The following is a 15,194-nucleotide window of genomic DNA, read 5'->3' on the forward strand; positions in this document are numbered from 1 at the left end:
CTCGAAGAGCCCGATCGCCGCCTTCCTGGCCTCGATGTCGTGCTTCACCCTCAAGTCGACACGCATAAAAAGCCTCCCATTTCTCATGTCCAAGAAATGGGAGGCAGTTCACACTACGTGCGGCGGGGGTTCTTTCGTCCTGCGGAGTGCGCCTGGGTGTGGGCTCCATAAGGAGCTTGGCCCTAGTGACCCCGCGCAGTTCTGTAGGAAAACCCGCACCAGGAAGAGGTGCGTGCGCGGTTTTCCGGTTGCCGCTCGCCTGGGGTGGGACGGGGCGTACATTTTTGGGAGTTTTCAGCAGCCGGGTGCGCATGCATACGGGATTTTGGGCGAAAGTCAGGCGCCGTGAGCCGCATCCTGTAGAAAATGAGTGATCCCTGAGGTGCTGAGGGCTCAGAATCAGGGTTTTCAACGCGGTTTTGTGGGCCCGTTCCTGTTCCTTTGGGCTCCAGGATGCTGAAAACTCCAAAATTTGCACGCCGCCCTCTGGGGTACCTGTGGGCAAAAAGCAACCGTCCCGCCGAAGTATGCATTCGACGGGACGGTTTATGCATATACCCGATTAAGGATACGCTGCGGATCTGTTAGAACTTGACGGTCGGTGCCTGGCGGGCAGCTTCGGCGGCCTCGAAGCCCTGGCGCTCCTTAAACTGGAAGATGCCGGCAAAGATAACGGCCGGGAACGTCTGGATGGCGTTGTTGTAGCTGAGCACGCAGTCGTTGTAGCTCTGGCGCGCGTAGCTCACCTTGTTCTCGGTGTCCTCGAGCGTAGCCTGGAGCTGCATAAAGTTGGTGTTCGCCTTAAGGTCGGGGTAGGCCTCGGCCACGGCAAAGAGCTGGCGCAGCGCACCGGTCAGCACGTTGTCGGCTTCCATTTTGGCCTCGGGGGTGGTGGCGCTTACGGCGGTGTTGCGCGCGTTGATCACGGCGGCGAGCGTGTCCTGCTCGTGCTTGGCGTAGCCCTTGACGGTCTCGACCAGGTTGGGGATCAGGTCGTTGCGGCGCTGCAGCTGCGTGTCGATGTTCTGCCAGGCGTTATCGATACGATTGCGCTTGGTAACCATGTTGTTGTAGATGCCAGCGATGGCGCAGACGATCACAACGACAACAACGATACCGATGATGACGGGAAGCATGATGTCTCCGTTTCGAATGGCAGCGGCGTTTTGCGCCGGCCGTTGTTGGTATAACGTATCTAGTATACCCGCAACCTTTGGCGGTGCCGAACTTTCCGGTAAGCGTTTTGTTTCAACCAGGGAGGGGGCGCCAATATCGAACGGTTGGTACAGGTGTAAGATATGCGACAAATTACGGAATGCTGTCTACGCCTTGAGGATGGCGATACGGATGGACCTTCGCATCAAGAAAACCTATCGTGCCCTGTTCGACGCCTTTACCGAGCTTTTGGAAGAGTATCGGTTTGAGGATTTGACGGTTGCCATGCTTTGCGACCGGGCCCTGATTCGCCGCACGACGTTCTATAAGCATTTTCGCGATAAAAACGATTATTTTGCCTTCTATATCGATGAGCTTATGACGGGCTTGCCGCAAAACCAGACCGACGCAGCGGACGCGGAGCCGCTTGTGGATGTACAGGCGCTTCGCCATGAGGTCTTTGACGATGCCATGAATATGGTACTGGCGCATGAGCAGCTCATGGATAACCTTTTGGCGAGCAGCATGTCGGGCATGCTGACCGGCATGATTTGCGACCGCATCGCGCATTCCATCCGTGAGCGCGTGATGAGCTCGCTTGCCGAAGACGCCCTGGCGCCCGTTTCGCTTGAGACGACATCGGAATTTATCGCCGGTGGCATTATTCGAGTGTTCACAAATTGGTGGGAATCGGGCCACGATCTTGAGCGTCGACCCGAGATGGCCGACGTGGTCGATGCGCTGTTTGAGCGCACCATGACGCCGGTGAATCACTAAGGTGGCGGAGAGAGGGGGATTCGAACCCCCGGAACGCTCTCGCGCTCAACGGTTTTCAAGACCGCCGCATTCAACCGCTCTGCCATCTCTCCGTGAGTCGTAATGATAGCATCGTTTTGAATTTGCAACAGGGAAGGCGAACGATGACGATCACCGAAATCGACGAGAAGTTCATGCGCGAGGCGCTGGCGGAGGCGCGCGCCGCTGCGACAGTGGGCGAGGTGCCGATTGGTGCTGTGGTGGTGCGTGCGGGCGAGATTGTCGCGAGGGCGCATAATCGCCGTGAGCTCGACCAGGACCCTTCGGCACATGCCGAGTTTTTGGCCCTGTGCGCCGCCGCTCAGACGCTTGGGCGTTGGCGCCTTTCCGATTGTACGGTCTACGTGACGCTCGAACCCTGCTGCATGTGCGCGGGGCTTATGGTTAACGCGCGCGTGGGGCGTTGCGTGTATGGTGCGGCTGATGCCAAGGCGGGCGCGGTGGGCTCGCTGTATGACCTCAATGCCGATTCGCGCCTGAACCATCGGTTTAATGTGACCGCCGGCGTGCTGGCAGACGAGTGTCGTGAGGTGTTGAGCGGCTATTTTAGTGGGCTGCGTGACACCGATGGTGCTGTCTGCGGTTGTGGGGCCGATCTTGAGACGCATGCCGCTCATGCCAAGGCACTCACGTGTGCCGAAGATATTGCCGTTGAGGCGGTCGATTTTGGTGTCGCGTGCCGCCGGCCCCGCCGTGTGCTGCTGGCGATCGACTCCTTTAAGGGCAGCGTTTCGAGTGCACAGGCGGAGTCGGCGGTTGTCGAGGGTGTACGCCGCGCTTGGCCCGATGCCGATGTGTGCACATTGCCGCTGGCAGATGGTGGCGAGGGAACGCTCGATGCCGTCGCCGCGCGCGGCGGCGAGCTTTTGACCTGCGAGGTTGCAGGGCCCTTGGGCGATCGCGTGTCTGCCCGGATGCTGGTGGACGGCGAGCACGAGTCGGCTGTAGTTGAGACGGCCGAGGCGGCGGGTATTGGGTATTCGCCCTGCACGGAATCGGCGGCGATCGCGGCTTCGACCTATGGCGTGGGCGAGCTCATGCTTCGCGCGGTCCGTGCTGGGGCAAAGACTATCTATATTGGCTTGGGCGGCAGCGCTACCAACGATGGCGGCGCCGGTATGCTGCAGGCGCTGGGCGCGCATCTTGTCGACGAGTGTGGCTGCAATATCGCCCCCGGTCTTGCGGGTCTCGAACACGTGGTGAGTATCGATTTGGCGCCAGCGCTTCGGGCGCTGAATGGCGTGCGTATCGTGGTGCTTTCCGATGTTGAGAATCCGCTCGTGGGGCGCCGAGGAGCCCTGACGGTGTTTGGCGGGCAGAAAGGCCTGCCGACGGGTGACGTCGAGGCGCTGCGCGGGTACGACGGATGGATGGTCGGCTATGGCCGCCTGCTCGATGCGGCGATTGCTAGGGCGCGGGCTCAGGGGTTGTTGCGCACACCCGAGGGCGCACGGGCATTTGGCTCGGTGCTCGGCGTGCCCGGCGCGGGCGCGGCGGGTGGCTTGGGTGCCGCGCTGCTGGCGCTCGGTGCGGAGCTGCGCTCGGGCGTGGAGACGGTGCTCGATTTGATTGGGTTTGACGAGTGCGTGCGCAATGCCGATCTGGTCATAACGGGCGAGGGCAATATGGACGAGCAATCCGCCGCCGGTAAGGCGCCGGTGGGCGTGGCCCGTCGTGCGAAGCGATATAGCAAGCCGGTGGTCGCCGCCGTAGGCGGTCGTGCCGACAACCTGGATGCGGTGTATGGACAGGGTATCGACTTGGTTCTGCCGGTTTGCCGCAGGCCCATGCCCCTTGACCAAGCGCTCGACCCCCAGGAAGCCACAACCAACCTCATCTGTGCCGGCGAGGCAGCCGCTCGAGCCTACGACCTCGGCCGTATTTGAGTTTATCCAGGCAAGTCTCAATAAGTTGCGGTGGAATAGTTCCTGTTTTTGGCCTTGGCCGTAAAACAGGAACTATTCCACCGCAACTCAAAAGTAGTCTTTTTGGCCCCGTCCCAAATTAGCTACCTTGCCCCATCGGGCGGGAGCGGGTAAGATATACCGAGCGCCAAGCGCGCTCGATGGGTTCGGATGACGACATGTTCCGAATCTGGTCAGGTCCGGAAGGAAGCAGCCATAAGGAGCCTCTGTCGGGCATCCGAATCCATCGAGCGCACGGGCGCTTTTTGGTGCCGCGATGCGGTCCCGGTGCCGGCGGGCTGTTTGGTGTCTCGCTGGTCCTCGGCTTTGCCTGCGGGATCGCTCGACTACCAAACAGCCCGCCGGCACCGGGACCACTTCGTCCAAAAATCACCCGTAGAGGGCGCATTTATCTGAAGAATTGAATCCCGTGTCTTGCGGCGCTCGCTGGCGTTGCCAAAGCATCGGCTGCTACATGCCTTGGGCGCTAGTGACCGTCGCCCTTACATCTGTAACGAGTTGCTTACGCATCTCCAGGGCTCGCCGTACTATCATGAATCAGATTGAAGAGAGATGATGATAGGGAGCGCCTTCTATGATTGAGCTGCTCAGGCGTTTTGGTGGTAAGTTTCGCCGGTATATGGTGATTGGCCCTGCGTGTAAGTTGATCGAAGTGATTTTTGACCTGCTTACGCCGCTCGTGATTGCCCAGATGATCGATAAGGGTATTGGCGCACGCGATGTCAACGCCGTCGTCCACTACGGTATGGTGCTCGCCGCCATGGCTGTGATCGGCATCTCGTTTACGCTCGTCTGCCAAAAGATGGCGGCGCTCACCTCGCAGGGCATGGGCACCGACATTCGCGGCGCACTCTACCAGCACATCAATAAGCTGAGCTATGCCGAACTCGATCGCTTTGGTACGCCGTCGCTCATCACGCGCATCACCAACGATGTCAACCAGGTGCAGCTTGCCGTGGCGCTGGGCGTGCGCATGCTCATTCGCTGGCCCTTTTTGGCGGTGGGCTCTATGTGCGCGGCCCTTGCCATCGACCTTAAGCTCGGCATCATCTTTTTGATTTGCACGCCCGCCATCGGCTTGGTGTTTTGGTTTGTCATGGCGCGCTGCATTCCGTATTACAAGCAGCTGCAGGCAAAGCTCGACCGCATCGCGCTTGTCTGCCGCGAGGGCCTTTCGGGCGCCCGCGTGGTCCGCGCCTTTGTGCGCGAGGATCACGAGCGCGAGCGCTTTGCCCAAGCCGCCGACGACCAGGCCCATACCGCCATCGCGGTAGGCAAGCTCTCGTCGATCCTTAACCCCGTAACGTTTTTGATGATGAACCTAGGCGTGTGCGCCATCCTGTGGGTGGGCGGCATCCAGGTCAACGTGGGCGAGCTTACGCAGGGCCAGGTTATGGCGTTCGTCAACTACATGACGCAGACGCTCACCTCCATCGTGTACGTCGCCAACCTGGTCGTGGTCTTTACCAAGGCGAGCGCGAGCGCTTCGCGCATCAACGAGGTGCTCAATTGTGAGCCGAGCATCACCGACGAGGGCAACCAGCCGGTCGCGCTGCCCAAGCCGAGCGACCTGGCGGGTGGCTCGGCTCCAGTCCCCGCGCTGAGCTTGAGCCATGCGAGCTTTTCGTTTGGCGCCGGCGCTGTCAACGCCGTCAACGATGTGACCCTGGAACTGCCGCTGGGCAAAACGCTCGGCATTATCGGTGGCACGGGTAGCGGCAAGTCCACACTCGTCTCGCTTATCCCACGCCTGTACGATGCGGGCGTGGGCAGCGTGAGCGTGATGGGTGCCGACGTGCGCACCTGGCCGCTCGACCAGCTGCGCCACGTGGTCGCGACCGTTCCACAGCGCGCGTCGCTGGTGAGCGGCACTATCCGCAGCAACCTGACCTGGCGCGACGAGGCGGCAACCGACGAGGAGCTGTGGGCGGCGCTCGATATGGCGCAGGCCAGCGAGTTTGTGCGCAACAAGCCGCAGGGCTTAGATGCCCCGGTCGAGGCGGGCGGCAAGAACTTTAGCGGTGGCCAGCGCCAGCGCCTGACCATCGCACGTGCCCTGGTGGGCTCTCCGCAGATTCTGATCATGGATGACTCCGCCTCGGCGCTCGACTTTAAGACCGACGCAGCGCTTCGCCGTGCCATTCGTGAACGAAGCGTGTGCGGTGCTGCCGAGGGCGGGCTGCCGCTGACGACCATCATCGTGAGCCAGCGCGTCTCGACCGTGCGCGACGCCGACGTGATTTGCGTACTCGACCACGGCTCGGTCGCGGGCTTGGGCACGCACGATGAGCTGTATGCAAGCTGCCAGCTCTACCGCGAGATTTGCCAGTCGCAGCTTCGCCGCGAGGAGCTCGAGGGTCAGCAGGGGAGTACGGCGCCCACGCCCGCTCCAAGCCCCGCGTCCGCCTCAGGCGCCCCGACCGCCCCCGCATCCGTCTGCGCAAGGGAGGGCTGCTAAATGAATCCCTACACTTCCTCCGGTTCGGTTGCCACGATGACGGCCAACGTGTCCGGCAACGATAACCTCAACGACCTGGGCGACGGTCCGCGCCAGCCCGGCGATCCCGAGCGCTATCCCGTGGGTGCGGTGACCCGCCGCCTGCTGGGCTATGTTCGTCCGCACCGCATTTCGTTTGTAGCGTCGTTTGTGAGTGCCGCCGCTTCGGTGATCTTGCAGCTCTACACGCCCATCCTCGTCGGCGAGGGCATCGACCTGATCGTCGCCGCCGGGCAGGTGGACTTCGATGCGCTGCTGCCGCTTGTCACCAAGCTCGCGATTGTCGTCGTAGGTGCTGCGGCTTTCCAGTGGCTGCAGGGCTACTGCGTCAACCGCCTGTCCTACGAGACGGTGCGCGACATGCGCGTGGAGGCGAGCGACAAGCTCAGCCGCATGCCGCTCAGCTTTATCGACAGCCATGCCCACGGCGACCTTATGGGCCGCGTGGTCAACGATGTCGATCAGGTGGGCGATGGCCTGCTGCAGGGCTTTACCCAGCTTTTCACCGGCGTTATCACCATCGTGGGCACGCTCGCGTTTATGCTTTCCATCAACCTGACCATGACGCTCGTGGTGGTGCTCGTCACGCCGCTTTCCATTTTTGCAGCCGGTGCTATTGCCAAGCTCTCCAACAAGAGCTTTACGGCACAGCAGCGCATCCAAGGCCAGCTCGGTGGTCATATCGAGGAGTACGTGGGCGAGCAGAAGCTTGTCGACGCTTTTGCCTATGGCTCCAACGCGCAAGCGAGCTTCGATGCCCTCAATGCCGAGCTCTACACCGCGGGCGAGCGCGCGCAGTTTATGGGTTCGCTCTCCAACCCCGGCACGCGCTTTATCAATAACATCATCTATGCCGTGGTCGCTGTGATCGGCTGCGTGGGCGTGATCACGGGCGTGCCCGCGGCGCTTACGGTGGGCGGCGTGCAGATCTTTCTGTCCTATGCTAACCAGTACACCAAGCCGTTCAACGAGGTCACCAACGTTATTACGCAGATCCAGTCGGCGTATGCCTCGGCGCGCCGCATGTTTGCGCTGCTCGATGCGCGCGAGCAGGAGCCCGACGCGTCGGACGCTGTAGAGCTTGCCGCACCGCAGGGCGAGGTCGCCTTTGAGCATGTGGACTTTAGCTACGTGTCCGACCGCAAGCTGCTGCAGGATATCTGCATCGAGGCCAAGCCCGGCATGCGCTTTGCCCTGGTCGGCCCTACGGGCTGTGGCAAGACAACGCTCATCAATTTGCTGCTGCGTTTTTATGATATCGATGCCGGCCGCATTGCGGTCGATGGCCGTTCCTCGCGTGACTACACGCGCGCAAGCATGCGCCGTGCCTTTGGCATGGTGTTGCAGGATACGTGGCTGTTCGAGGGCACGGTGGCAGATAACATCGCCTACGGCTGTCCCGATGCCACGCGCGAGCAGGTTATCGAAGCTGCCAAGCGCGCGCATGCGCACAAGTTTATCGTGCAGCTGCCGCAGGGCTACGACACGGTGATTGGCGAGGACGGCGGCACGTTTAGCCAGGGTCAAAAACAGCTGCTGTGCATCGCGCGCGTCATGCTCACCGACCCGGCGATCTTGCTGCTGGACGAGGCGACCTCGAGCATCGACACCCGCACCGAGCTGCAGGTGCAGGCGGCATTCGACGAGCTCATGGCCGGTCGCACAAGCTTTGTGGTGGCGCACCGCCTGAGCACCATTCGCAACGCCGACTGCATTCTGGTGATGCGCGACGGCGAGATTATCGAGCGCGGCACACACGACGAGCTGCTGGCGGCAGACGGCTTCTATGCCGATCTTTACCGCAGCCAGTTTGCCCAGTAGGGGCCACCGATTAGCGGCAGGTGGTTTACATCTGTCACGTTGGTACTAAGATATTCATCTAATAAATTGCATTAGTGGCTTTAGTTTTGGGGAAACGAGGCAACGTGACTATGACGTGCTCTTTGGTGGTTAACAGCAAGAGCGGCAATACCAGGATGGTTTCGGGCGCGATCAAGCGCGCTCTGCAGGCTGCGGGTGTTGAGTTTGTCCATGCCGCGGCGTTGAGCGACGATGCGGATGCAGATCAGGTTGCGCTCGAGGCGCAGGGCGCCTGCGCGGCCGACACGGTGCTCGTCGGTTTTTGGTGTGACAAGGGCGCGTGCACGCCTTCGGTCGCGGCGTTGCTCTCCACCTTGCACGGCAAGCGCGTCTTTTTGTTTGGCACCTGCGGTTTTGGCGCCGACCAGAGCTATTATCAGCAGATTATCGATCGCGTGACCTCCAATTTGGCCAATGATGCCGAGCTTGTAGGTTGGGCGATGTGCCAGGGCAAGATGGGCCTTGCGGTCAAGCAGCGCTACGAGGCCATGCTCGAGCAAGATTCCGACAACGCCCGCGCTAAGTTGCTGCTCGACAACTGGGTTGCCGCGAAGGACCATCCGACCAAGGAAGATCTGGACAACATGGCGGCAGCCGCCAAGAAGGCCGTGCTGGGCGAGTAGGTCTATCGCCGTCGTGCGTGCGAAATAATACAGAAGCGTAAGCCCCGAAATTCTCGAGGCTTTTTCTTGACACTCGCGGGAGCAACCGTGGCAAGCGTGTGGGGCGACATTTTCCATCACCCCGATGACGAGGCCGTCCTGGAAGACACGCTCTCCTGCGTCCGCTGGATGTATTGAGCGTGGGACGGGCTTTCCAGATGGGCAGGGTTTCGGGAAGTGTGTCCCAGAATCGGCGCTCAGACTGGGATACACTTTCCGCTTTACGCCTTGTCCGGAAACTGTGTCCCGGAATTAAGGCTTGGAATGGGATGCACTTTCCGGTTGAGAGCCTTAGCGGAAAGTGCGATCCGGAATTTACTCTTGAAGTGGGATGCGCTTTCCCAACAGGCCCTCAAGCGGAAACTGCGTCCCATTCCGGACGTGAATTCTGGGACACAGTTTCCGCGATTCGCATGACAGGCCACGCTTCTACCATGAGGTGAGCGCAGTTTCTTTATCAGCCCACTCAACCCGCAACGGGTGAGGGGCGGCGGCAGGCGAAGGCACGGGAAAGGTCTGTCGCGAGTTCCGCACGCAAAGGGGGCCACTTAATGTGGCCCCCGTCTTGCGCAGGACTGTTTGAGCAGCAGACCTTTCCCGTGCCTCCGCCTGCCGCCGATTCGGGCCCCCGACCCCGTTACTTGATCCCCGCTACTTGATCTTGGTCGTACCCGGCGCCAGGTTGGGGTCGGTCTCGTTGGCCTCGGTCTGGAGGTGCTCGGTGTACACGTTCTTGCCGTCGCGGAACATCTCGTAGTACTGCATCTTGGCGTAATCCTCGAGCGCCTTGGTGGCCGCTGCGGCGACGGCGTCGTCACCGGTGACGTTGGAGGAGAGCGCCCAGCGCAGGCTAGCGTCCTCGTAGCCCACCGAGTTAATGGCGGGCAGCGACTTGCGCAGCGTCATGTGCGCTTTCTGGTAGTCGGTCAGTGGTGCGCCGATCAGCTGCATCAGCTGGGTGGACAGGTAGTTGGTGGACAGGTCGTCGACCTCGCTTGTCTGGTCGCAGCCGGCAACGTCGTAGTTGGCCCAGATGATGTAGTCGGTCTGCCACAGGCGCTCCTGATGCGTAGCGTCGTCCTCGCCGGTAAACCACTTATCGTTGAACTTGGACGGGAAGAACGGCTGATGGTCGCCCCAGAACACCACGACCACCTTGCGGTCGAGATTGCGCAGGGCATTGAGGAAGTAGCGCAGCGCCTGGTCGGACTGCTCGATGCACGAGACGTACTCGTCGACATCGGAGAGTGTGCCGTCCTCGATGGTCTTGGCGTCCAGATCGGTCGTGTCGATGTTCAGGTGCATCTGCTTATCTGCCGGCAGCAGGCCCGTATCGTAGCCCGAGTGGTTCTGCATGGTCACGTCAAAGATGAACTGCGGGTCGGCGTTCTGGTTGAGCAGCTCAAGGATTTTGTCGTAGGTTGCCTGGTCGGTCACCATGCCGCGCAAGGTGTCGGCTCCCTGGAAGTCGTTGATGGACAGGAACTGGTCAAAGCCAAAGTCCTTGTAGACGTTCTCACGGTTCCAGTTGGTTGCGTGGTTGGGGTGCATGGCCGTTGTGGAATATCCGAGCGACTTGAACTGCTCTGCCAGGTTTCCGGTCGTTTCCATGTTGTAGATGGTGTAGGGGTACACGCCCGAGCCCAGGTTGGCCATGGAGTTGCCGGTCATAAACTCAAACTCGGTATTGGCGGTACCGCCGCCGTAGGCACTCACGTAGAGCTTGCCGCGGCTGAGGCAGTCGGACAGGTTCTTAAAGTACTGCGGGCCCTCGTAGCCGGCGTGCATCTCCTGATAGATCGAAAGATCCGAGAAGGTTTCGTTCATAATGGCGATGACCGTGGGCTTCTCGCTATCGAACTGCTCTTGGGCGGCGGTACGGGCGTCGCTTGTGGCGGCATCGGACTTGTCATAGGCCTTGGCATACTTTTTGAGCGTTGCCTTGGCGTCGTCGGCGGAGTAGTTGGCGGGTTTGGGCGGCTTGATGGACTGTGCCGCACTAATAAAGGCAGGCAGATAACCCTCGCGCCAGTAGCTCTCGAGCGGGCGCCAGGTGTAGACGGTGATGCCGAGGGTGTTGTAGTAGTCAATAAGCGTGACATGCGCGGTCACGCCGCCCAGGCACAGCACCGCCACGAGCAGGTTGGTGAGCAGCATGCGCTTGGCGTTGGCGGCGCCCTTCTGACGGTGCGGTGCTACCAGGCCGGCGTACTCGCATAGCAGCATGGCGATGGCGGTAAAGCCCATGGACAGCACGCAGAACAGCGAGATCGAGTAGGTGTAGCCGCTGCCGGCGACCGCGGCGGCGGTGGAGATGGCCGAAAGGTCGCCCGGCTGGATGGGCATGGATTTAAACGTGATGACGAAGAACTCGGCAATGCCCAGGATAAAGAGGGCGAAGGTCAGGACGGCGGGAGCTGCGCCGCGGCGCTGGAACAGGAAGAACAGGCCGACCATGAGCGTGGTGATGATGGCCCACTCGAGCAGTATGCACAGGGGGTAGACCCAGGTAAAGTCGTGGTTGGACGAGACCTCCATGCCCAGCAGCGCAAAGACGCCGGCGAGCAGCAGGCACAGCACGGCGGCGACGAGCGGTTTGCCCACAAAGGCGCCGCGCAGACGGGCGAGCTTGCCGGTGGGGGCGGGGGCGTCGGGCGCGGCGAACGCAAAGACGCGCGGGGCGATGCGGTCGCGTGCGATGCTGGCCCAGGCGCAGCCGGTGAGGATGGCGTTGGTCAGGATGAGCATCACAAAGGCGAGCGGCTCGTTTTGGGCGACGAGGCCCATGGCGCCCCAAATGGTCAAAAAGACCTGGAACAGACCGAAGGCGACGCTCCATCCAAGAGCGCCCTTGGCAACGGTGCCCAACTGCGCGCGAATGGCCTTGGCCTCGCGCAAGACAAGGAAGACGGTCGCCGCAAGACCGACGAGCGAGATGGCGGCAGCGAACATGCTGAGACTCCTCACAAACTTAAAACTACGAAAGCGGGGGTTTACCCGATTGTTACCAAGATATGCGCTGCGATTGGTGGCTGCGCACAACAACCAGCCATATTAGCGCGCATGTGTGGCGGTGTGGCGCAATGTAGTGGCGACCTGCGCGATAATGGACGGGAATTACACGGAAACGTAAAGGCTTCCTAAAGAAATGGCGAGGTTAAGGCGATGAACGAGCAGGTTTGTATGACGAGTGCGGGCGACGTGGGCGCTGGCATGGGCGCGGGCGGCTATCCGGTCGAGACCACGGGCAATGCGGTGCTGGACATTTTGGAGCACCGTTCGTCCACGCGTGCCTTTGCGCGCGATGACAACGACCGTCCCGTAGCGGTGACCGACGAGCAGCGGGCGGCGATTCTGCATGCGGCGAGCCGCGCGCCGTCGGCAGGCGCCATGATGATGTATTCCATCGTGAGTATCCGCGAGCAGACAACGCTCGATCGCCTGGCCGACCTGTGCGACCACCAGCCCATGATCGCCAAGGCGCCCTGGGCACTTATATTTGTGGTCGACTATGCCAAGTGGATCGATCTGTTTGAGCACGTGGGTTGCTTTGAGCCCGAGTTTGTCGAGCGCACGGGCAAGGCGCCCCGCCGCGCGCCGGGTTTAGGCGACTTTGCCATCGCGGCGCAGGATGCCGTGATCGCTGCCCAAAACGCCGTGGTCGCCGCCGAGGCCCTGGGGCTGGGGAGCTGCTATATCGGCGATGTCGTCGAGAACGCCGAGGAAGTTGCTGCGCTGCTGGACTTGCCGCCCTATACCATGCCGCTGTCGATGCTCATCATCGGCACGCCCCGCAAGGAGCGCCCGGCGATTGCGCATCCCGTGGTGAACCTGGTGCACGAGGAGCGCTATCGCCGCGCCGATGCCGCGACCATGGATGCGCAGGTGGCCGAGATGGACGCGATGTTCCGTCCGCATGCCCGCGAGGTGGGGGAGCGCGTCGTGGATATCTACACCCGCAAGCACACGAGCCCCTTTATGGCCGAGATGAGCCGATCCATGGAGTGGTGGTTCAAAAACTGGCTCGGAAAATGACGAATGTGACAAAGGGACAGTCCCTTTGTCGCATTCCATATCGCCGCGGTGGCCTAAAGGCCGTATAAATGTTTATCTAGCTGGGAAAACAGTGCATTAAAACATGGGACGATTATCTATAATCCCCTCGAACGTTAAAGTTGGGAGGAAACCGGCTTATGGAACAAAAGGCCAAGGAGGCAGCCTCGCACGCTGCGATTCCTGTGAGCATCTCGGCGATGCTCGTCACGCTGGGCGTGGTGTATGGCGATATCGGCACCAGCCCCATGTATGTAACCAAGGCGCTCGTTGCCGGCAACGGCGGCATCGGAAGCGTCACGGAGGAGTTCGTGCTCGGCGCGCTCTCGCTCGTCGTGTGGACGGTCACGCTGCTGACGACCGTCAAGTACGTGCTCATCTCGCTGCGCGCCGACAACCATGGCGAGGGCGGTATCTTTGCTCTGTACAGCTTGGTTAAGCGCTGCGGCAAATGGCTCATCATCCCCGCCATGCTGGGCGGCGCGGCACTGCTCGCCGATGGCATCCTCACGCCTGCCGTTACCGTGACTACGGCTATCGAAGGCCTGCGCACCATTCCGGCAGTCCATGCCGTGCTGGGCGACGATCAGGCCCGCGTCGTGGCCATCACGCTTGCCATCATCATTGCGCTCTTCTTGGTGCAGCGCATCGGCACGGCCAAGATCGGCCACGCCTTTGGCCCCATCATGACGCTGTGGTTCCTGTTCCTGGGCGGCACGGGTCTGTTCTTTGTCTTCCAGCACCCCGCCGTGCTGCTGTGCCTCAACCCGGTGCGCGGCATCGCCTTTTTGTTGAGCCCCAACAACCATGCGGGCATCATGATTCTGGGCAGCTGCTTCCTCGCCACCACCGGTGCCGAGGCGCTCTACTCCGACATGGGCCACGTGGGCCGTGGCAACATCTACGCAACCTGGCCGTTCGTTAAGTGCTGCTTGCTGCTGTCCTACATGGGCCAGGGCGCGTGGCTTATCAACAACGCCGGCAACCCGGAGCTCATGGGTATCGCCGACCTCAACCCCTTCTACCAGATGCTTACCCCGGGCCTGCGTCCCTTTGCCGTCGGCCTTTCCACCGTCGCGGCCATCATTGCCTCGCAGGCGCTCATCACCGGCGCTTTCTCGCTGGTGTCCGAGGCCAGCCGCCTGGACCTCATGCCGCACATGCAGGTCTTCTACCCTGCCGAGACCAAGGGCCAGCTCTATATTCCCATGGTCAACAACGTCATGCTTGTGGGCTGCGTCATCGTGGTGCTGCTGTTCCAGAGCTCGGCGCACATGGAGGCCGCCTACGGCTTGGCGATCACCCTGACCATGATGTGCACGACGCTGCTGCTCTTCTTCTACTTGCATGTTGATCGCGGCCTTAAGGTCGTCCCGTATATCTTCGTTGCGTTCTTCCTTATGCTCGAGGGCTTCTTCTTTGTGAGTTCGCTCACCAAATTTTTCCACGGTGGCTATTTCACTATTCTTATGGCCATGCTCATCATGGGCGTTATGCTGTGCTGGTACAACGGCACGGCGGTCGAGCGGCGTCAGTTTACGCTGCTGCCGCTGCGCAGCTATCTGCCGCAGCTCAAGCGCCTGCGCGACGACGATCGCTATGAGCTTATGAGCGACAACATCGTGTACCTGACCAAGGACACCAATACCGACTACATCGACCGCGATATCGTCTACTCGATTCTGGACAAGCATCCCAAGCGCGCCCGCGCCTGGTGGTTCGTGAACGTCGAGACCATGGACGAACCGCATACCTTTGCCTATTCGGTCGAGACGTTTGGCACCGACTATGTTTTCCGCGTGCATCTGTACTTGGGCTACAAGGTTAACCAGCGCGTGAACGCCTACCTGCGCCAGGTTGTTCAGGATCTGGCCGCCACTGGCGAGCTGCCGCCGCAGATGCATGACTACTCGGTCTACAAGGATCCGGGCAACATCGGCACGTTTAAGTTCGTCATGATCCGCAAGCTCCTGGCGCCCGAGAGTGACGTGGAGCCGAGCGAGCGCACGGCCATCACGCTCAAGTACATCATCCGCCGCTTTGCCGGTACGCCGGCGCGCTGGTATGGCCTGGAGAACTCCAACGTGAGCTTTGAGTATGTGCCGCTGTTCACCAAGTTCAAGGCTGTGAACAAGATGCGGCGCCTGGCCCCCAACGAGCGCCCGTAGTCGCCGACAGGTTGCATGGAGTTGGCCTTCGATGGACAAGAGTGTGTGCCCTGCTCGC

At 61.1% G+C, this 15,194-nt stretch carries 9 protein-coding genes, 1 tRNA gene and 1 other RNA gene; 8 read left to right on the forward strand and 3 right to left on the reverse strand.

Translation table 11 applies throughout. The annotated features are described in order from the left end of the window. Positions 1-584: 584 nt before the first annotated feature. Entirely contained in the window at positions 585-1,136 is a 552-nt protein-coding gene (locus tag ACTNBY_RS06570; protein ID WP_427719860.1) for a LemA family protein, read from the reverse strand. A gap of 211 nt (positions 1,137-1,347) precedes the next feature. Here ACTNBY_RS06570 and ACTNBY_RS06575 point away from each other — a divergent pair, with 211 nt between their 5' ends. Further along, positions 1,348-1,932, forward strand: coding sequence for a TetR/AcrR family transcriptional regulator (locus ACTNBY_RS06575; RefSeq protein WP_195838605.1), 585 nt, complete (start codon positions 1,348-1,350; stop codon positions 1,930-1,932). Between the two features lie 2 nt (positions 1,933-1,934). Here ACTNBY_RS06575 and ACTNBY_RS06580 read toward each other — a convergent pair. Then, positions 1,935-2,024, reverse strand: a tRNA-Ser gene (locus ACTNBY_RS06580). A gap of 51 nt (positions 2,025-2,075) precedes the next feature. On the opposite strand from ACTNBY_RS06580, the gene tadA reads away from it, so the two are divergent. From tadA to bilS, 5 genes are all read left to right on the forward strand, one after another. After that, positions 2,076-3,857: a tRNA adenosine(34) deaminase TadA gene (tadA, locus tag ACTNBY_RS06585; RefSeq protein ID WP_441063874.1), complete on the forward strand. Its 1,782-nt coding sequence runs from the start codon at positions 2,076-2,078 to the stop codon at positions 3,855-3,857. A gap of 176 nt (positions 3,858-4,033) precedes the next feature. Next, positions 4,034-4,129, forward strand: an RNA gene (gene ffs / locus ACTNBY_RS06590) — signal recognition particle sRNA small type. 341 nt (positions 4,130-4,470) lie between these two features. After that, the gene (locus ACTNBY_RS06595; protein WP_441063876.1) at positions 4,471-6,354 is read left to right on the forward strand and encodes an ABC transporter ATP-binding protein; all 1,884 of its coding nucleotides are present in this window, start codon (positions 4,471-4,473) and stop codon (positions 6,352-6,354) included. Further along, the gene (locus tag ACTNBY_RS06600; RefSeq protein ID WP_441063877.1) at positions 6,355-8,214 is read left to right on the forward strand and encodes an ABC transporter ATP-binding protein; all 1,860 of its coding nucleotides are present in this window, start codon (positions 6,355-6,357) and stop codon (positions 8,212-8,214) included. It begins immediately after the preceding gene. Positions 8,215-8,324: 110 nt separating this feature from the next. Continuing rightward, the gene (gene bilS / locus ACTNBY_RS06605; RefSeq protein ID WP_441063879.1) at positions 8,325-8,876 is read left to right on the forward strand and encodes a flavodoxin family protein BilS; all 552 of its coding nucleotides are present in this window, start codon (positions 8,325-8,327) and stop codon (positions 8,874-8,876) included. A gap of 690 nt (positions 8,877-9,566) precedes the next feature. On the opposite strand, the gene ACTNBY_RS06610 is transcribed toward bilS, so the two are convergent. Continuing rightward, positions 9,567-11,867, reverse strand: coding sequence for an LTA synthase family protein (locus ACTNBY_RS06610; protein ID WP_441063880.1), 2,301 nt, complete (start codon positions 11,865-11,867; stop codon positions 9,567-9,569). Between the two features lie 213 nt (positions 11,868-12,080). On the opposite strand from ACTNBY_RS06610, the gene ACTNBY_RS06615 reads away from it, so the two are divergent. Then, positions 12,081-12,950 (forward strand): nitroreductase family protein, encoded by an 870-nt coding sequence (locus ACTNBY_RS06615; protein WP_154517858.1) that lies wholly within the window; start codon positions 12,081-12,083, stop codon positions 12,948-12,950. A 158-nt stretch (positions 12,951-13,108) separates the two neighbouring features. Continuing rightward, positions 13,109-15,136, forward strand: coding sequence for a KUP/HAK/KT family potassium transporter (locus tag ACTNBY_RS06620; protein ID WP_441063882.1), 2,028 nt, complete (start codon positions 13,109-13,111; stop codon positions 15,134-15,136). Positions 15,137-15,194: the final 58 nt, after the last annotated feature.

Origin of the sequence: Collinsella sp. HCP28S3_E12, assembly GCF_052065595.1 — a bacterium.
Classification (GTDB): Bacteria; Actinomycetota; Coriobacteriia; order Coriobacteriales; family Coriobacteriaceae; genus Collinsella.